Source organism: Halobacillus trueperi (genome assembly GCF_003386945.1).
Lineage (GTDB): Bacteria > Bacillota > Bacilli > Bacillales > Halobacillaceae > Halobacillus > Halobacillus aidingensis.
The window spans coordinates 51,585-69,599 of the sequence record NZ_QUAE01000010.1 but is presented as its reverse complement, the minus strand read 5'-3'; the positions used below and the strand labels follow the sequence as shown (position 1 = coordinate 69,599).

Genomic DNA, 18,015 nt, shown 5'->3' with positions numbered 1-18,015 from the left:
TCCTTATAAGGGCTTTGTTCTGCCTTTAGAAAATTTTATGATTTCGTCACCGTTTTCTTCTCTGCCAAACCGTTTTCCATAAGATGAAAAAGATGATGCTTGGCACAGGGAATTGAATCAGCCCTACGATTCCCCACAACCATGGTGCTTTTCCGATCTTTCTAGCTTTAATAAAAAGAATAGAACTTTGTGTCATGAGAATGAGAACAACGAGAAGCCATCCCCATATAGGCATTTCTTCAGGTCCGTAATGTTTCATTGTCGCATCTCCACCATTTCATAGCGTTCTTTATAGAAGTAGCGGATTAAAATGATAATGGAAGTGATTTGTGCAAAAACAAACAAAAGAGGGACATAGAAAAAGCTGAAAATAAGGAAAGAAATAAAAATGAACGCCATCCCCCATAAACAAGTCAATTCAAACCACAGTCGCCGGTACCAAAGGGCGGTCTGTTCTTCGATAAGATTCTCGAAGTAGGAGAGGGAAGGTTCCGTTAGTTCCATTTGTTCTTCTGTGTGCCGGGCTGCTTCCTGAAGCCTTTCTTCCAGGTTTTTCGGTGTCTTTTCATCTGTCATCCGTTCTCAGCTCCTTTCGTAAATTCTCCAGCCCATAATGGACCCTGGATTTCACTGTCCCTACTTTCACCTTGGTCATTTTTGCAATATCTTTATAGTCATAGCCGTAATAATGCTTCAAGACGAGTGGGATCCGATGTTCGTCCTCAAGTTTCCATAAGGCCTCCTGGACTTCATGCCAATCACTCGGAAAAGAAACAGGGGAGTGGAGAAATTCTTTTCGCAGTTTCTCATCCAGTTCATTTTTCTTTTTTTGCTTTCGTTTGTAGTCCAAGTATGTGTGTGTAGCAATTTGGATCAGCCAAGTAGAGAACTTGGATCGATGATTAAACTGATTGATTTTCTGGATGGCCTTGGTTAATGCGTCCTGCGTCACATCATAAGCCAATTGTTCATCCCCGCTCATTTTCCATACATATTTAACGATGAAGCTATAGTGTTTTTTCAGAAGTTCAGCAAGCGCCTGTTCATCTCCATCTTGTGCTCTCCTTATGAGATCCGAATCCATAAACATCCCTCATTTCGTTCCCTGACTATAAGACGTAAGCTCTCGTTGTTTCGTTCAAATGAATATTAAAAAATTTCTATTTTCCTCTTTTTCATCATAATTGTTATAAAGGTCCCTGATCATGATCTAAAAAAGTTATTGAACTAAATGTCAGGATTGCAGGAGACTCGATTTCGAGATGTTTTGGGGTTCTCTGCTGAGTTGAGCGTCAGGGGTGGTTGGGAAGCAACTCGCTTTCCTGCGGGGATGACGGCAAGCCTCCTCGTGCTTCGCACTACGGGGTCTCGCCAGCCAATCCATTCCCGCGGGAGTCTCGCAGCTTCCCAACCACCCCATTTGATGTAGGAGAGAAACGAACCCCTTCACTGTGGGAGGGTGTCTTCCACTATCATGGTGTTATAAGTATAAAGAGCTCTATAACAATCTTTCCGCATGCAGAATAGCTTCCTTGAGAGTTGATTCCCCTCCAATTACCATGTGCATAAAAGCAACTTATTCCCGAAGTGGTTTCGAGATACTTATATGGCAAGTGGGCGGAGGGGAATGGCGAGACTCCTGTGGGAAAAAGTGCTTGGTGAGACCCCGCAGAGCGAAGCTCGAGGAGGCTCACCGCGCTCCCGCGGAAAGCGAGCCATTCCCCGCAGCCCCATCCACTCTACAAAAGTCTCGAAACTGAGTCTTCAAGAATACGAAGCTTATTTGGAATTCCACTGAGATTCATGGCTTAAGAATTATTGGAACAGACTGGTTGACTTTATTATCTGAATTTTATAGACTATTGGAAAGATATTTAAAAAGTGGCTTTATTACAAAGTCGAAATAAGCAAGTTGAGTAGAGAATGAGTTGAGTTGAGGCATAGGATGAGCTGAGCTGAGTGAGCGAGGAATCTTCGGACGTAAGGAGCCGACGGATTGCCTGGCCAATTTTCACCCCTTTTCTATCCACTCGTTTTCATCCCTCAACGTCTCATTCTCCATGATTTTAATGGAGAGGTGAGCCTTTATGACCACTTTTGAAACATTTCAAAGCGATGCTGAAGAGCATCAGACCATCCCAATTACACAATCGTTTTATACGGATACGTTAACACCGATTCACATGTTTCATGCACTGAATCATGAAGCCGTGTATATGCTGGAAAGCCAGGATCCTGAATCGCCATGGTCGAATTATTCCTTCCTTGGTCTTGATCCTATGATTCAAATCAAAGAGGATGAGCAGCAGTTCCAAATCAAGGACTTTGACCAGAACGAGGTCACGTATTCTGAAGACTTCAAGTCTGCTTATGAGAAAGTACTTGCAAAGCTTGATGTTAAACAGCCTCCGATCGACCTTCCGTTTAAAGGAGGAGGGGTCGGATATATCAGCTATGATGCAATTTCAGATTATGAGCCTGTAGAGAGAGCCATGACGGATGAGTTGAATCTGGCTAATTATCATCTGCTTTTCTGCAAGACTTTAATTGCTTACCATCATAAGACAAAAGAAACGACGATTCTATCCTTTGCTAGAAAAGAAGCGGCTCGCCCACTAGAAGAAATTTATTCTGAAACGAAAAAGCGGATCAAATCCATTACAAACCAGCTGCAGAAGGCCCACACACTTCCTGATTTAATGCTGATTGAAAATGAAACAGATAATGAATCCTTCCAGTTAGACAGCAATTATGAACCAGAAAAATTCAAATCGGATGTGGAAAAAATCAAAGAGTATATCCGTGCCGGAGATATTTTTCAGGCTGTTTTATCTCAACGTTTTCATACAGTAACAGACCGAAGCGGCTTTGAACTTTACCGGGTGCTGCGTAGAGTGAACCCTTCTCCATACATGTTCTATTTGAAAATGGATGAGGTGGAAGTGATCGGAAGTTCTCCTGAACGACTTCTTGAAGTCCGTGACCGAAAACTTGAAATCCATCCCATAGCTGGAACAAGAAAAAGAGGACGAACCAAAGAAGAAGATGACGCCCTTGCTGAAGAACTTCTGAATGATGAGAAAGAGTTAGCTGAACATCGCATGCTCGTGGATTTAGCACGAAACGATATTGGAAGGGTAGCTGAATATGGAACGGTAAAGGTAAGTGAGTATATGACCATCGGGCGTTTTTCAAAAGTGATGCACATTATCAGTAAAGTGACCGGCCGATTGAAGGAGAGTGTTTCACCGATTGACGCCTTGATTTCTTCCTTCCCGGCTGGAACATTATCGGGAGCACCAAAAGTCCGAGCCATGCAGATTCTCAGGGAGCTTGAACCCACACCAAGAAACCTCTATGGCGGAGGCATTTTATATTTAGGCTTTGATGGAAACATCGACTCCTGCATTACCATCCGAACGATGACAAGAACAGGAAAAGATTTATATATCCAGGCAGGCGCAGGGATCGTTGCTGATTCTGACCCTGAAGCAGAGTATCAAGAAACATTGAGCAAAGCGAGTGCATTGAAGAAGACGATTCAATTAGCTGAGAAGATATTTGAGAAGAGTGGAGAAGGAGTGGAGACGAGATGAAAGATACATTAAGTAAAGTTGTCGCAGGAGAGGAAATGACGGAACAGGAAGCTTTTGAAACGATGGATAGGATTATGAAAGGTGAAGCGACAACCGGCCAGTTGATGAGCATGCTGAGTGTGATGCGTTACCGAGGAGAAACCGTTGAAGAAATGACCGGTTTCGTTCGAGCGATGCGTGAAAACATGACGAAGATGGATACGAATGATCCGTCCATTGTAGATACATGCGGCACCGGGGGCGATGGTGCTTCTACCTTTAATATTTCAACAGCTGTTTCCATCGTTCTTGCGAGCATGGGCGTGAAAGTCGCGAAGCACGGGAATCGCAAAGTTTCTTCAAAAAGTGGAAGTGCCGATGTTTTGGAGAAGTTAGGTGTTCCGATTGACACAACTCCAGAACAAGGAGCGCAGGCACTATCCCAAAAAGGAATGACATTCATGTTTGCTCCTCTTTACCATAAAGCTATGAAACATGCAGGACCTGCACGGCAGGAGCTTGGCTTTCGTACCATTTTCAATTTACTCGGACCTATGTCCAACCCCGCGAATGCAAAAAGGCAGCTAATCGGCATTTATGATACGAATTATGCAGAGAAAATGGCAGAGACACTGAAGAAACTAGGCTCCACCCACGTGCTCTTAGCAACAGGAAGAGATGGGCTGGATGAGATTACAGTGACAGGGAAGAGCGATCTTGTTGAATTGAAAAATGGGGAAATCACTCGTTTCACTGTTTCACCTGAAGATTTCGGACTTCCTTTAGGGAATCTGACAGACATTCGTATTTCTGAAACGGAAGATAGTGCCCGGATCATTAAGGATGTCTTGTATGGTCGCTCCAATAAAAGTGCTGCCTCCATTGTCACATTGAATGCAGCAGCTGGACTTTACGTAGCAGGAAAAGCAGCAGACCTTCAAGAAGGCGTGCATCTTGTTCAAAAGGCGATCAGTGAAGGCGTCACAAGCAAGTACTATGAATCGATTGTTAATGAAAAGGAGAATCGTCAGTATGCTTGAAACCATCTTAGCTGTAAAACAACAAGAAATTGAAAAATTATATTTACCAGAAGAGCAGTCATTCCCTCATCATTCTCTCTATGAATCTCTGAAGAACGCACCATTTGCAGCAGGTGTGATTGCAGAGGTGAAAAAAGCATCTCCATCCAAGGGAATCATACGTGAGGACTTCAATCCTGTCCGCATCGCCCATGACTATAATGCAGCAGGTGTGCAAGCCATTTCGGTTCTTACCGATCAACATTTTTTCCAAGGGCACCGTGATTACTTGACGAACATCAAGAAAGTGGTGGATGTTCCTGTATTACGTAAGGACTTTATAATCGACTCATTACAAGTAGCTGAGAGTGCGTACATCGGAGCTGATGCTATTCTGTTAATCGGCGAAGCATTGGAAGCGGAGAAGTTGCATGAACTTTATCTTCAAGCCTACGAACTTGGATTGGAAGTACTTGTTGAAGTACACAGTGAAGAAACATTAACAAAAGTACTGAATGAGTTTACACCGAAAATCCTTGGCATCAATAATCGAAATCTCCATACGTTTGAAACGAAACTTTCACAAACCGAGCGCATGGCGAAACTTGCACCCAAGGAGTGTTTGTTGGTTTCAGAAAGTGGCATCTCTTCCCATGATGATCTACAGAAAGTAGCTGGTTACGGGGCTGAGGGTGTACTAGTCGGAGAGTCTCTTATGCGCCAGAAAGACATCAAAGAAGCGGTCCGTCAGTTGTTGGAAGGAGTGAATGTTCGATGAAAGAACCGATTGTAAAATTATGCGGGAACAGATCTTTATCAGATGTAGCCAAAACATCTTCCTCCCAAGCATCCCATCTTGGTTTCATATTTGTCAGGAGAACAAAACGATATGTCCGACCGGAATATGTCGGACGCTGGGTGAAAAAAATCCGACCAAGACAAAAAATCGTCGGGGTTTTCATCGAGCCCACGATTGAGGAAATCGAAGAGATTCTTCATTTTGTCCCATTAGATGTTATTCAACTGCATGGAAATGAGACGGTATCTCAGTTGTTGAGAATCAAAGAAGCGTTCGGTCTGCCGGTTTGGAAAGTGGTTCACCATCAATCGGATGGCATTAAACAAATGGAAGTGTTCCGTGGTGTTGCTGATGGATACATTGTAGACAGCAAAGTGGACGGTGTTTCAGGTGGAACCGGGGTACGCTTCGACTGGGAGTCTGTGCCGACCTATCAGAAGGAATCATTTGACCAGGGTGTTCCGTGCTTGATTGCAGGTGGGATTAAACCAGAAAACGTTACAGAGTTGTTGCATTATCGACCGGACGGCATCGACCTATCCAGTGGCATTGAAATTGAGGACGGTAAAGACATTGGAAAAATTCAAGCAATCATGAAAGAGGTGGAGCAAAATGTTGCAAGTATTTCCTGATTTAAAAGGACGCTACGGTGATTTTGGCGGTAAATATGTACCGGAAACCCTTATGGGGCCGTTGCAGGAGCTGGAAGAAGCGCTTGATCAAGCGATGGCGGATCCGGCCTTTTTAGAGGAGTACCATCATGTATTAAAAGAGTACGCAGGCCGCCCCACTTCTTTGTCTTATGCAGACAAATTGACCGGACACCTTGGAGGAGCAAAAATTTATTTGAAACGTGAAGACTTGAATCATACAGGGGCACACAAGCTTAACAATGCGATTGGTCAAGCTTTACTGGCTAAAAGAATGGGGAAAGAGAAAATTATTGCGGAGACAGGAGCCGGACAGCATGGCGTCGCATCAGCTACGGTTGCCGCTAAATTTGGACTTCAGTGTATCGTGTTTATGGGAGAAGAAGATATCCGCAGACAGGAGTTGAACGTTTTCCGGATGAAGCTGCTCGGCGCGGAGGTCATTTCGGTTTCTAGTGGAAACGGAACCCTCAAGGATGCGACAAATGAAGCGATTCGCTATTGGGTCGCCAACTGTGAAGACCACTTCTATTTAATAGGTTCTGTCGTAGGCCCTCATCCATATCCACGTATGGTTCGGGATTTTCAGCGAATTATTGGGGACGAATCTAAACGCCAGTTTTTAGAGGTGGAGAAAGAGCTTCCGGATCGTATTTTTGCCTGTGTAGGTGGTGGAAGCAACGCCATGGGGATGTTTTACCCATTCCTTGAAGACGCGAGTGAATTGGTGGGTGTGGAAGCTGCCGGGAAAGGGACGGACACACCTGAACATGCAGCGACGCTTTCAAAGGGAACTCCTGGTGTTATTCACGGATCGATGACCTACCTCATGCAAGATGAGAATGGACAAATTACCGAACCTTATTCCATTTCTGCAGGTCTCGATTACCCTGGGATTGGTCCAGAACATGCTCATTTATTCCAGACGAAACAAGTACGTTATGAAGCCATAACAGATAAAGAAGCACTAGATGCACTGAAGCTTTTGACACAGACGGAGGGAATCATTCCAGCAATTGAGAGTGCCCACGCTCTTGCTCAGGCATTCAAAGAAGCACCTCAAATGAGCCAAAGTGAAACAATCTTGATTAACCTTTCCGGGCGTGGAGATAAAGACATGGCAACATTAATGGAACATTTCGGGGAGGAGGTTTGACATGCTGACGAAGACATCATTTCAAGGGAAACTAACGAAAACAGAAAACCTGTTCATTCCGTTTCTTGTAGCAGGGGACCCAAGTCCGGAATTGACGATTCAATTTGCTTTGCGTTTGCAGGAAGAAGGTGCGGACGTTTTGGAATTGGGCGTTCCTTATTCGGATCCACTTGCGGACGGACCGACGATACAACGAGCAGCTCAACGTGCTTTGAAGACAGGGATGTCATTACGTAAAGCTATCGAGCTAGTTCCGAAGTTAAGAGAGCATGGACTCGAAATTCCAGTTGTGATATTCACTTATTACAACCCTGTCCTTCAAATCGGACATGAGGAATTCTTTGAACTCTTAGGAGAAAATGGAGTAGAGGGGCTTCTTATACCTGATCTCCCATTCGAAGAAAGTGAGGAAATTCGTAACTATGCAGAAGAAAGAGGCATTGAATTCATTTCTCTTGTAGCGCCTAACTCCGATCAAAGAATTAAGCAGATTGCGGAACATGCGAAAGGTTTTCTTTATTGTGTTTCTTCTCTAGGAGTAACAGGAGAGCGAAAGGAAATGTCTGCGGAAGCTTTGTCATTCATTGATAAAGTGAGGCAACACAGTCAAGTACCTGTCGCTGTTGGGTTCGGTATATCAACAAATGACCACGTCCAACTTGTGAGAAATCACGCAGACGGTATCATCATTGGCAGTAAAATCATACGTTTGATAGAAGCGGAACTTGAAAATATTGAAAAAGGTAGAGTGGACGAAGCCCTCGAACATTTCACCAAAGAAATTAGAGTACTCGTTCAGTAGTTTTGAGAGAGCTGAGAGGAGTGGAGCAGAGTGATCTATATGATCGACCACTATGACTCTTTTACCTACAATCTCGTCCAGTATCTTGGAGAGCTTGGAGAAGAAATCATAGTGAAGAGAAATGATGAAGTAGAAATAGATGAGATTACAGAGCTGAGCCCGGATTTAATCTTTCTTTCCCCAGGTCCGTGTTCCCCAGATGAAACACCGATGACCCTGGAAGTCATCAACCGATTCAAAGGGGACATTCCCATATTCGGTGTTTGTCTTGGTCACCAGGCCATAGCTCAAGTGTTCGGTGGAAGTGTCGTGCGCTCAGAGAAGCTGATGCACGGAAAAACGTCACGCATTTTCCATGATGGAAAAGGAATTTACGAAGGGTTAAGTAATCCGATGGAGGCGATGCGCTATCATTCGTTGATCGTAGAGCTTTCTGATTTACCGGAGTGTTTTGAAGTGACAGCTTCAACGGTTGAAGGGGAACTGATGGGCATCCGTCATCTCGAGTTTCCTATTGAAGGGGTACAATTCCACCCAGAGTCTATTGGTACAGGTGATGGAAAACAATTACTAAAAAATGTCATTCAAAATCGTGTAAAGGCTTTTACCCCTTAATATGACATTAATATAGCAGAATAAAAAAGCTGGTATCTACAAAGGGTGCCAGCTTTTTTAACATAATAAACTATAACTCCCTATTCTCTAAGCCTTTTAAACTTTGGGTTTTTTTATATCTGCATGCATTTGAAGATGGGGGAATGAACGCTTCCGTGGGAGCGCTGTAGTCCTATATGATCGGCGTACCGATAAAAGTCGTTGATAAAAGCATTCTGAATATCAAAACTCCCTGATTTAAATATTTAGTAGGTTTTAAAAATAGAAGGGGACCGTGTGTACTTTTTTCTTTTCGACAACGCAGTATCCCAGCTTTTAATTAGGTATTTAGAACTAATTTCACTACAAAATTCTGTCGCATATTTGCTTATTTAACAGAAATTTCGTAAGAATAAAGCAATTCTTGGAAAGGTTGTGGTTATCGCTTTCATAAAGGTATGTGAAAAAATGGAATCCTCTAAAAATGCATGGAATAGCCCTTTTTCACTTCTTAAATCGCCATTTTCACAAAATTAAAATCTATGTTAGTTTTATTATCGTTGTGTTCAAAGAGCGATTTCACATCATCGGCCGATGTTTTTAATAGAACAGCTCAACAAGAACCAGCCAACAAAAAACATCAGGAGATGATTTAGTAGTTATGGAACTGCAACAAGATCCAACTTTGTTATGGTTTATAGCAATCTATGGAATATTAATGGTCGGCATTGGTATATTCATGTCGAAAAAAGTAGCCGGCAGTGAAGATTTCGTATTAGCCGGTAAGAGTCTAGGACCTTTTGTATTGATGGGAACGCTTCTAGCTACATGGACAGGAAGCGGAAGTATTTCAGGTGGGGAAACGTCTATGGCTTTCTCATACGGGATTCTTCCTTCCTTGATGATGATGCTCCCAACGTTAGTCGGTATTATCATTCTTTATGTCGTCGCACCTAAAATCCGCGAACACGGGAAATTCACCGTTGCCGGTATTTTAGAGTCGAAATATGGGCGTACATCCCGTAACATTGCGAGTGTTATTATCATTCTTGCTTATGTCGGTATCGTCTCTTATCAGATGAAAGGCTTTGGATTTATTCTTAATTTGACAACAGGTATGACTGTTCAAGCAGGTACGATGATTGGTGCTGCCATGATCATCTTCCTTGCAATGATCGGTGGACTTCGTTCGGTTTCTCAAACGGACGCCATCAGCGGATTTTTGATGGTGGGAGGTTTGATCATTACTGTCCCTACAATCATTATGGTTGCAGGCGGATGGAGCGAAATCGTCGCTAATGTTCCCGAGTCCCACATGAGTGCTACGGGTGGTTTGACAACGATTCAAATGATCGGTTATCTGATGCCTTCTTTGTTCTTATTACTTGGTGACCAAAACATGTATCAGCGTCTTGCATCTTCCAAAGGGGATAAATCTGCGAAGCGTGCGCAAATGGGCTGGCTGATTGCGATGATCGTCATTTCACCATCCATTTCATTAATCGCCTTCGCTTCCCGCTCCTTATTCCCGGACATCGATCCAGGAATGGCATTGATGGCTACTACAGTAGCGATGCCGGTCGCTATCGGTGGTATTTTGCTTGCAGCAGCAGCTTCCTTCATCATTACGACAGGGAACTCTTACTTGCTGTCTGCAGCTACGAACTTGACTTATGACCTTTATGGTAAATATGTGAATAAAGATGCTTCTGACAAAAAGCTTCTTGCTATGACAAGAATATTCATTGTGGCCTTGGGTGTATTTGCCTTTGTAATTATCAGTTATTTCCCAACCGTATTAAGTGTGCAAATGTATGCTTATACAGTTTATGGCGCTGGCTTGACTCCTGCTGTACTGGCCGTATTCTTCTGGAAGCGCGTCAATGCGGTCGGTGGTGTATCGTCCATGATCGCTGGTGTGGTGGCAACATTGACATGGGAAATCGTTCTAGGGCAGCCGTTCGAAGTGAACAGTGTCGTCGTTGCTGTGCCTGTGGCGGTTATTGTCTTGATTGTTGCAACGTTAATGACGACATCTGGATCTCAAGCTGCAAAGGCTACAAAAGCTTCATAATTTAAGAAATCCTCCCGGTACACGGGAGGATTTTTTGTTTACTCTTTTACTTTAAACTGGCGAATTTGTTCATTTAATTGTTTGGAAAGAGAAGATAATTCATCTGCACTATGAGAAACCTCTTCCACAGAGCTGTTGGATTGTTGGGCAGCGGCTGTCACTTGTTCCACACCTGCTGCAGATTCTTGTGAAACAGAGGCCACCTCTTCAATAGAAGCGTTCATTTCATAGCTATCCTCAGAAATTTTCTTAAGTTTGTCGGATATTTCACGACTTTTGGCTACCATATCTGTTACAGATTCTTCAATCTTATCAAAGGTTTCTCCAGTTACCTTCATTTGTTTTGTGCCTTGATCGACTTCTTCATATCCATGCTTTAGTGTTGTGACGACATTCGTTGACTCATTTTGAATGCCTGTGACAATGCCTGTGATATCTTCTACTGAATTGGTTACCTGCTCGGCTAATTTACGTACTTCGTCCGCGACCACGGCAAAGCCTTTGCCATGTTCTCCAGCACGAGCAGCTTCAATAGCAGCGTTCAAAGATAGTAGATTGGTTTGCTCTGCGATATCTTGGATCACTTGTACGAGTTTAGAGATTTCTTGGGATTGTTGATCTAGACCACGTACTTTTTTAACGGCATCTTTGACAATCTGGTCAATGCTCTGCATCTGATTCACCGAATGCCGCATCATCTCACTGCCATTATTCGTCATGGATAAAACTTGTTGAGAAGAGTCCGCAACGTTTTCTCCATTATGGCGGGCTTCCTTGATTTCGTTTACGAACGAATCCATCATTTCAGACAAACGAGAGGAACTATGCGCTTGTGATTCTGAACCAGCCGAAAGTTCTTCCATTGTGGAAGCAATTTGTTCACTTCCTTCGCGAACTTCATCAGCGGATTGTTTCAATCCCCTACTTTGTTCAGAAACAGCTTCTGTTGCTTCTTGCAATTGTTCGATGATTCTTTTGATGCTTTCTTTCATTTTGTGTGTGGAAGCTGACAATTGTCCGATTTCATCGTCTCTGTGTTGGATGAGGTCAACCGTTAAGTCGCCTTCTTCGACACGTTTCATATTTTTTTGTAAATCAGTAATCGGCCGGCGAATCCGACGAGCTATCAGCACTGAAACGATCACGGATAGGATCAAAATGGCTAAAACGGTGATGGTAATCGGTAGAAGAACTGCGGCTCCTTTTTCTTCGAGTTCTGCTTTATCTACTGTTCCGACGATAATCCAACCAGTCGTTTCGTTGATCGAGTAACCTAATGTCTTATCTCTTCCATCATATTCGTATGTAATGACACCTGAAGGTTGCTCTTGTTCCATAATGTTCAGATAGTAGCTTTCCTCAGAAACATCTGTACCTACAAGATCTGGATCTGGATGGGAAAGGAATGTACCACTTTCATCAAAAATCGCTGCGTAACCGGTATCGGCGATCTTCACACCTTCCACAAGATTAAGAAGCGAGTTCATATTAAGGTCGATAGAGAATACGCCCATCACTTCATTGTCATCCATAACCGCGCGGGCTACACTCATAATCGTTTCGTTGGTATTTGTATCCATATAGGGAGCTGTCCATATAAGACCGCCTTCGTTTGCGACCGCATCTTTATACCAAGGGCGTTCTCTAGGGTCGAACTCAGATGGTAAAGTCAATGTGGAATCAGTAATTGTCTCCCCAGATTCTTCGATGCCCATATAGGCATTTTTAATGATTTCGTTGGAAGAGCGGATGTCATCCATACGCCGGATGACGCGGTCTTCTTCAGAAGCATAATTGATGAATGCTTGTTCCTGAGAATAATGATTGACGATGTCTTCTTGAGATTGGAAAAACAATTCGAATGAATCATTTAATGAGTTCATTTGTTTCTCCACATTATCGGTGAGTTCATCGGTCGTAATGGAAACGCCGAATGTATAGCTCGCATAACCAATGATGATGCCAGCGGCGGTAATCAAAGTGAGGAATGGGATCAAAATCTGCCTCTGCAAGGTTCGATTCCAAAAGGATCCTTGTTTACTCTTTTTTCTTTTTCTTAACATGGTGTACCTCCGATTCTTATGTAAAATCGTTGCTGTTCCTTAACAGCAACGTTCCTATACATTTATCGGACGGTAAAAGTGAAATTCAATAGACAGTGACATATTTTATAAGATAAGCGTTCTTTTGTTTATGAAAAGTGAGGATAGAAAAAGCCACCATTTCATGTAGTAGAAATGGTGGCTCAAAGTAGTGGAGCATAGCGGGCTCGAACCGCTGACCTCTTCGCTGCCAGCGAAGCGCTCTCCCAGCTGAGCTAATGCCCCATATGTTTTTTCGACAATTATTATTGTATATAGACAGATGGAAAAAATCAAGAGTTTTTTGTATTCTTCTTCCAATAGTTGTTATTAGAACGAAGGAAGCCATTAAGTAGGGGAGGGGGATTGTAAAATCATTTGAAAAATTTTGAATTAAGGATGGTAGAACTAGGGACCGATTCCAACCTTGGTAAATCAAAAGCAAGGAAGTTTTACATAATCTAACAATATACTTAATATTCATAAAATTACAAAAACTATGTTGACTTCTCTTCTTTAGGTTATATAATACTTTTATAACGATGATAACGCTTACATAAAAGGGGGATCCTCACTTTTGCCTATCCTAGAGGTCGAAAATGTATCGTTGCAGTTCGGTGGTGTGAAAGCTTTGGATGATGTGTCCTATCACCTGGAAAAGGGTGAGATCTTTTCGTTGATTGGTCCGAATGGAGCAGGGAAGACGAGTATGCTGAACTGTATAAGCGGACTGTACAAACCGACAGCAGGCTCAATCCGTTTTAACGGAAAAGAAATTCTAGGGATGAAACCATACAAAAGGACTTCTCTTGGCATAGCACGTGCATTTCAGAATATCGCTTTATTTGAACATATGTCTGTTCTGGATAATTTGAAGCTCGGACGTCATGTCAAAATGAAAGCGGGAATTTTTACGGGTGGACTTTACTGGGGTGGTGCGGAGAAGGAAGAGGTCGTCCATCGTCAGTCGGTGGAGGAAGTCATTGAATTTCTCGAGATGCAGGATATCCGTCATACCCCAGTCGGTACACTTCCATACGGATTGAAAAAAAGGGTGGAGGTAGGACGCGCGCTTGCCCTTGAACCTGAATTGATTTTGCTTGATGAACCGATGGCCGGGATGAATAGTGCTGAAAAAGAAGACATGGCCCGGTTCATATTGGATATGCATGAACTGAATGGAATTACGGTGTTCCTCATTGAACACGATATGGGGGTCATCATGGATCTTTCTGACAAAATTGCTGTCCTGGACTTTGGGAAACGAATCGGGTTTGGTACACCTGAAGAAATTCAGAAGAACCCCGAAGTCATCAAAGCTTATTTGGGTGAACAAGAAGTGACCACATAAGGAGGGGATTGTGGAATGACGCACCGAACGCTGCCTCAGCTTTTGTTTGAAAAAGCAGATAAAGAAGGGGGGAAAGTGGCCTTCCGCCAGAAGAATTTGGGCATTTGGAAAGAATGGACCTGGCATAAATATTACAGAGAGGTAGAATCACTAGCCCTTGGATTCCAAGAAGAGTTTTCGATACAAGCAGGAGACCGCATCGGAATCATAGGGGATAATCGACCGCATTGGATTGTTACAGAACTTGCGGCCCAATCGATTGGCGCAGTCCCTGTGGGGATTTATCAGGATGCTTCGTCTGACGCGATGGCCCATTGCTTACACGAATGTGAACCGAGAATCTTAGTGGTTGAGGACCAGGAACAGGTGGACAAGCTTCTTGATATCATCGATTCGTTTCCAACCATTGAATCCATTCTTTTCTATAATGAAAAAGGTCTCCGGTCCTATTCGCATGACAAGCTTATGGATTTAAAAAACGTGCAGTCCATCGGTAGAACACGAGCTAGTGAAGATCCGTCTTTCTTTGAGCATCAAATCCAAAAAGTAAAACCGTTGGATATTGCTTTCATTACGTTCACTTCTGGGGTGACACGTCACCCGAAAGCCGCTACTTTCACGCATACCAACCTGATCCAAACGGCTTTATCTATACATGAAGTAGACCCTGTAAAAGCTGATGATGACTACTTATCCTTCTTGTCTCTCGCTTGGATTTGTGAACAAGTGATGGCGGTCGGATTGTCCTTGACGAGAGGGATGACCATCAATTTTCCTGAAGAACCTTCTACCATTTTAAACGATTTAAGAGAAATCGGACCACACTTGATCCAAGCACCTCCACGAACATTTGAGAACATATTGACACGCTTCCAAATTCGAATGAATGATTCCACACGATGGAAGAAAAAAATATATAAACTTACCGAATCCGGCATAGAAAAAAACGCACGAGCAAAATTGAGCAACCGTTCAGTCTCTTTTTTATCGAAAATCAGTTACTCACTGAATGACTTCTTTATGTACAGTGCCATTCGTGACCATTTAGGACTTTCCCGTTTAAGAAGAGCTTACGTGACGGGCGGCAGGTTAAATAAGGATGCTTTTGAGTTTTTCCAAGGATTAGGAGTCAATGTGAAACAAACGTATGGAACGGTCGAAACGACAGGCTATGCTTCTATTCAGAGAGATCAGGAATGGTCGGCTGAAGGTGCGGGAAAACCACTGCCTGGTTTATCTATGAGTATAGCGTCCAGAGGAGAAATTCAAGTGGAAGGTCTACAAGTTTTCGCTGGTTATTTCGGGGGACATCCTGTCACGGAATTTTCTACTGGAGATTACGGCAAAATCCTAGATTCAGGAGAAATCGAAATCCGTGGAAGAATGGAGGAGCGATTGGCTTTGGATTCAACAGATGGACGATCCTCCAGTGAAATCGAAACCGAGCTTCGGAAGAGTCACTACTTACAAGAAGCTTTGGTCTTCGGCGAAGGTCGTTCATATTTGACGGCCATGGTCACGATTCATCGAGCAAGCGTGGGGCGTTGGGCAGAAAAGAATCAAATCTCTTATACGAGTTACCGGGATTTGACGATGAATCCGGAGGTTATAGAACTCATCAGGGACCAAGTCGTCGAAATGATGGCATCTTTACCTGAAGAAAGTCGAATCAAACGGTTCGTCATCCTTCCTGAAGAGTTACGACTGAGTGATGGGGAAATGACGTCCACGCAGAAAACGGTACGGAGAACTGTGGAAAAGAATTACAAGCGTTATTTAACTGCGTTATATAATGATGGCGGACAGTTCGATACACTGTCAAATCTATATTCTGAACAAACGAACGAGGGGGAAATCGTGCCCGTCATCTTATTAGATCGATCACAGGGGGTGGCTTGAGTTGACTTTCTTTATGCAAATGCTCGTCAGTGGAATTGTAGTAGGAAGTATTTATGCGCTCGTAGCATTAGGGTTCGTCCTCATCTATAAAGCTAGCGATGCTTTGAATCTGGCAAATGGTGAATTCGTACTTATCGGATCATATATTTGTTTGACACTTGTCACTGCTTTGAAATTGCCTTTCTTAGTGGCTCTTGCGGCTACCCTGGGCGTGTGTGGTGTACTTGGGTTATTGGTTGAGAGGGTCGTACTAAGACCGTTACTGAATGCACCTACCATTTCGGTCATTATGGCGACGATTGGTCTCGGTAACCTGCTCGCAGGGTTGGTCCATATGGTATGGGGACACCAGACGCGCGTGTATCCAAACCTCTTTCCGAACACTCCGGTGACTTTTGGTGAAGTTCTTATTACACCTGTCTATTTATGGTCGTTCATTATTGTTATGGCTCTGCTCCTTGCTTTTACTATCTTCTTTAAATTCTCAAAAATGGGGGTGGCAATGCGCGCGGTAGCGGATGACCTTCAGGCAGCCGCCAGTATGGGAATCAATGTGAAACGAGTATTTGCTATCACCTGGGCGATTGCTTGTATCGTTGCTGCTGTCGGCGGGGTGCTGCTTGGAAATATAAACGGAGTGAACGCAACGATGAGCGTGATCGGCCTTACCGTTTTACCTGTGGTCATTCTGGGAGGACTGGATAGTATCCCTGGAGCCATTGTTGGTGGATTTATAATAGGAATATTGCAAAGTATGGCGGGTGGATATATCGACCCCCTTGTCGGTGGAGGATTGAAAGAAGTGTTTCCGTTCATCATCGTCATTTTGATACTAATGATCAAACCATATGGACTCTTTGGAAAAGGTGGAATGGAAAGGGTGTGAGGATGTGAAAAATCCATTTGTCATGGAATGTGGCAATTACAAAACTAGGTACGAGAAGGATATGGCTATTTTTTCAATCAAACGGGTGAAAATCAGGATGCTTGGACTGGCCATTCTAGCATTTCTGTTTCCTTTGCTGGCTGATAATTACGTCATCGGTCTTGCGACTTTATGTGCGATTGCTTCCATAGGCGCTATCGGATTGAACATTTTGACAGGATTCACTGGACAGATATCCATCGGGGTCGGCGCCTTCCTAGGTGTAGGAGGATATACATCCGCCATTTTGACAAGTACGTTAGGGTTGAGCTTTTGGGTAGCTTTGCCTGTAGCAGGTCTTATCACAGCTTCTGTAGGTGCGTTATTCGGAATTCCGTCTCTAAGACTTAAGGGACTTTACTTGGCAATTGCGACATTAGCGGCTCAATTCATCATCTTGTTCATTATTAGCCGGTGGACAGGTTTGACAGGTGGAACCTCTGGAATGGTCCTTCAACGACCATCCATTGGATCGTTTTCTTTGATGTCTGCAAGCAGCTACTACTATTTGTGTCTCATCATTTTGCTTTTCACCATCGTATATGCCCTGAATTTATTCCGAAGCCGTACGGGCAGAGCCTTTTTAGCTGTTCGCGATCGTGACGTAGCAGCAGAAATCATGGGCATCAATTTGTTCACATACAAGGTGCTTTCCTTCGCAATCAGCTCCTTTTTTGTTGGGATCGCCGGCGCATTGCTCGCTCATTACACGATGATTGTCAGCCCTGAACTATACAGCATCACAGTTTCGATTCAATATTTGGCGATGATTTTAGTCGGTGGCCTCGGGAGTATTCTTGGATCCATTCTTGGAGCCATATTTATTACACTTTTGCCTGTAGGCCTCGGTTTTATCATGGATTATCTCGCTGTCTATATGCCGGATATGCAAAACACATTAGCAGCCTTCCAGGAACTTGCTTTTGGTGCAGCCATCATCCTGTTTCTCATCTTTGAACCAGGCGGGTTGGCGCATATGTGGAGTAACATCAAAAATTACTTCAAAGTTTGGCCATTTTCTTATTAGCAAGTGGAGGGAAGGGTCTTTGCCTTTTTACTCTAAACTATATAACAAATAGAAAGGGAGTCG

At 43.4% G+C, this 18,015-nt stretch carries 16 protein-coding genes and 1 tRNA gene; 12 read left to right on the top strand and 5 right to left on the bottom strand.

Features of this window, described 5'->3' with window-relative positions; all coding sequences use genetic code 11:
* Positions 1-46: 46 nt before the first annotated feature.
* Genes DYE48_RS13240 through sigY form a run of 3 tightly spaced genes read right to left on the bottom strand, consistent with a single transcriptional unit; the run spans position 47 to position 1,084 of the window.
* Complete coding sequence (locus DYE48_RS13240) at positions 47-259, bottom strand: sigma-Y antisigma factor component (protein ID WP_115824052.1); 213 nt, start codon at positions 257-259, stop codon at positions 47-49.
* Complete coding sequence (locus DYE48_RS13235) at positions 256-576, bottom strand: DUF5345 family protein (RefSeq protein ID WP_115824051.1); 321 nt, start codon at positions 574-576, stop codon at positions 256-258. Before DYE48_RS13235 ends, DYE48_RS13240 begins: the two co-directional genes overlap by 4 nt.
* Entirely contained in the window at positions 566-1,084 is a 519-nt protein-coding gene (gene sigY / locus DYE48_RS13230) for an RNA polymerase sigma factor SigY (RefSeq protein WP_115824050.1), read from the bottom strand. Before sigY ends, DYE48_RS13235 begins: the two co-directional genes overlap by 11 nt.
* A 1,003-nt stretch (positions 1,085-2,087) precedes the next feature.
* Between sigY and trpE the strand changes: the two genes are divergently transcribed.
* The 8 genes from trpE (at position 2,088) to DYE48_RS13190 (ending at position 10,669) form a co-directional block, all read left to right on the top strand.
* On the top strand, positions 2,088-3,596 hold the full coding sequence (trpE, locus tag DYE48_RS13225) for an anthranilate synthase component I (protein ID WP_115824049.1): 1,509 nt from the start codon (positions 2,088-2,090) through the stop codon (positions 3,594-3,596).
* Entirely contained in the window at positions 3,593-4,615 is a 1,023-nt protein-coding gene (gene trpD, locus DYE48_RS13220) for an anthranilate phosphoribosyltransferase (protein ID WP_115824048.1), read from the top strand. The genes trpE and trpD overlap by 4 nt, the downstream gene beginning before the upstream one ends.
* Positions 4,608-5,372 (top strand): indole-3-glycerol phosphate synthase TrpC, encoded by a 765-nt coding sequence (gene trpC, locus DYE48_RS13215; protein ID WP_089653898.1) that lies wholly within the window; start codon positions 4,608-4,610, stop codon positions 5,370-5,372. Before trpD ends, trpC begins: the two co-directional genes overlap by 8 nt.
* Positions 5,369-6,025 carry a phosphoribosylanthranilate isomerase gene (locus DYE48_RS13210; protein ID WP_115824047.1) on the top strand — a complete coding sequence of 219 codons (657 nt, stop codon included), beginning with the start codon at positions 5,369-5,371 and terminating at the stop codon, positions 6,023-6,025. The genes trpC and DYE48_RS13210 overlap by 4 nt, the downstream gene beginning before the upstream one ends.
* Entirely contained in the window at positions 6,006-7,199 is a 1,194-nt protein-coding gene (gene trpB / locus DYE48_RS13205) for a tryptophan synthase subunit beta (RefSeq protein ID WP_115824046.1), read from the top strand. Before DYE48_RS13210 ends, trpB begins: the two co-directional genes overlap by 20 nt.
* Position 7,200: 1 nt before the next feature.
* Complete coding sequence (trpA, locus tag DYE48_RS13200; protein ID WP_115824045.1) at positions 7,201-8,001, top strand: tryptophan synthase subunit alpha; 801 nt, start codon at positions 7,201-7,203, stop codon at positions 7,999-8,001.
* A gap of 30 nt (positions 8,002-8,031) precedes the next feature.
* On the top strand, positions 8,032-8,616 hold the full coding sequence (locus DYE48_RS13195; protein ID WP_115824044.1) for an anthranilate synthase component II: 585 nt from the start codon (positions 8,032-8,034) through the stop codon (positions 8,614-8,616).
* Positions 8,617-9,256: 640 nt separating this feature from the next.
* Positions 9,257-10,669, top strand: coding sequence for a sodium:solute symporter family protein (locus DYE48_RS13190; RefSeq protein ID WP_115824043.1), 1,413 nt, complete (start codon positions 9,257-9,259; stop codon positions 10,667-10,669).
* A gap of 38 nt (positions 10,670-10,707) precedes the next feature.
* Here DYE48_RS13190 and DYE48_RS21410 read toward each other — a convergent pair whose 3' ends face one another.
* Positions 10,708-12,732 carry a methyl-accepting chemotaxis protein gene (locus DYE48_RS21410; protein WP_115824042.1) on the bottom strand — a complete coding sequence of 675 codons (2,025 nt, stop codon included), beginning with the start codon at positions 12,730-12,732 and terminating at the stop codon, positions 10,708-10,710.
* Positions 12,733-12,923: 191 nt separating this feature from the next.
* Positions 12,924-12,996: transfer RNA gene (locus tag DYE48_RS13180), tRNA-Ala, on the bottom strand.
* A gap of 331 nt (positions 12,997-13,327) precedes the next feature.
* On the opposite strand from DYE48_RS13180, the gene DYE48_RS13175 reads away from it, so the two are divergent.
* The 4 genes from DYE48_RS13175 to DYE48_RS13160 are packed head-to-tail and all read left to right on the top strand — an operon-like array spanning position 13,328 to position 17,952.
* Positions 13,328-14,101, top strand: a complete 774-nt coding sequence (locus tag DYE48_RS13175) for an ABC transporter ATP-binding protein (protein ID WP_115824041.1) — start codon at positions 13,328-13,330, stop codon at positions 14,099-14,101.
* A 15-nt stretch (positions 14,102-14,116) separates the two neighbouring features.
* Entirely contained in the window at positions 14,117-16,000 is a 1,884-nt protein-coding gene (locus DYE48_RS13170) for an AMP-binding protein (RefSeq protein WP_115824040.1), read from the top strand.
* Between the two features lies 1 nt (position 16,001).
* Positions 16,002-16,886 carry a branched-chain amino acid ABC transporter permease gene (locus DYE48_RS13165; protein ID WP_115824039.1) on the top strand — a complete coding sequence of 295 codons (885 nt, stop codon included), beginning with the start codon at positions 16,002-16,004 and terminating at the stop codon, positions 16,884-16,886.
* Positions 16,887-16,890: 4 nt separating this feature from the next.
* Positions 16,891-17,952 carry a branched-chain amino acid ABC transporter permease gene (locus DYE48_RS13160; RefSeq protein ID WP_115824038.1) on the top strand — a complete coding sequence of 354 codons (1,062 nt, stop codon included), beginning with the start codon at positions 16,891-16,893 and terminating at the stop codon, positions 17,950-17,952.
* Positions 17,953-18,015: the final 63 nt, after the last annotated feature.

Coding starts and splice junctions, on each gene's coding strand:
- trpB (WP_115824046.1), top strand. CDS start 6,006: ATGTTGCAAGTATTTCCTGATTTAAAAGGACGCTACGGTGATTTTGGC.
- DYE48_RS13210 (WP_115824047.1), top strand. CDS start 5,369: ATGAAAGAACCGATTGTAAAATTATGCGGGAACAGATCTTTATCAGAT.
- DYE48_RS13240 (WP_115824052.1), bottom strand. CDS start 259: ATGAAACATTACGGACCTGAAGAAATGCCTATATGGGGATGGCTTCTC.
- trpD (WP_115824048.1), top strand. CDS start 3,593: ATGAAAGATACATTAAGTAAAGTTGTCGCAGGAGAGGAAATGACGGAA.
- DYE48_RS13190 (WP_115824043.1), top strand. CDS start 9,257: ATGGAACTGCAACAAGATCCAACTTTGTTATGGTTTATAGCAATCTAT.
- sigY (WP_115824050.1), bottom strand. CDS start 1,084: ATGGATTCGGATCTCATAAGGAGAGCACAAGATGGAGATGAACAGGCG.
- trpC (WP_089653898.1), top strand. CDS start 4,608: ATGCTTGAAACCATCTTAGCTGTAAAACAACAAGAAATTGAAAAATTA.
- trpE (WP_115824049.1), top strand. CDS start 2,088: ATGACCACTTTTGAAACATTTCAAAGCGATGCTGAAGAGCATCAGACC.
- trpA (WP_115824045.1), top strand. CDS start 7,201: ATGCTGACGAAGACATCATTTCAAGGGAAACTAACGAAAACAGAAAAC.
- DYE48_RS13235 (WP_115824051.1), bottom strand. CDS start 576: ATGACAGATGAAAAGACACCGAAAAACCTGGAAGAAAGGCTTCAGGAA.
- DYE48_RS21410 (WP_115824042.1), bottom strand. CDS start 12,732: ATGTTAAGAAAAAGAAAAAAGAGTAAACAAGGATCCTTTTGGAATCGA.
- DYE48_RS13170 (WP_115824040.1), top strand. CDS start 14,117: ATGACGCACCGAACGCTGCCTCAGCTTTTGTTTGAAAAAGCAGATAAA.